The sequence below is a fragment of the Streptomyces sp. URMC 126 genome (genome assembly GCF_051386555.1).
In the GTDB taxonomy this organism is placed as follows: domain Bacteria; phylum Actinomycetota; class Actinomycetes; order Streptomycetales; family Streptomycetaceae; genus Streptomyces.
This window is the reverse complement of sequence record NZ_JBPQTX010001225.1, coordinates 1-244: the sequence shown is the minus strand read 5'-3', so window position 1 is coordinate 244 and position 244 is coordinate 1. Positions and strand designations below refer to the sequence as shown.

At 73.0% G+C, this 244-nt stretch carries 1 protein-coding gene; it reads right to left on the bottom strand.

Annotated elements, in window-relative coordinates; genetic code table 11:
- Window positions 1-244 (bottom strand): ubiquitin-like domain-containing protein (locus ACSNOK_RS35760; protein ID WP_436784825.1); only part of this gene is annotated, 244 nt, incomplete at both ends.

The window sequence follows — 244 nt, the reverse complement described above, 5'->3', positions numbered from 1 at the left end:
GGGATGGCCTCCTCCCGCACCTCCTTGCTGCCGGTGATCCGCAGGACGGAGATCGTCTGGCCGTCGCGCGGAAAGCTGTCCAGCGGCACGGAGGTGGTGTCCTGGCCGCGCAGCACCAGGCCGGCCTCGGCAACGGCCTCGCGGACCGTGGCGGCGTTCGTCCGGATGGTGCGCTCGCGGCCGTCGGCCATGAAGGTGACGGTGCGCTCCGTACGGACGTCGAGGTCCAGGCCGCCCCGGGAGA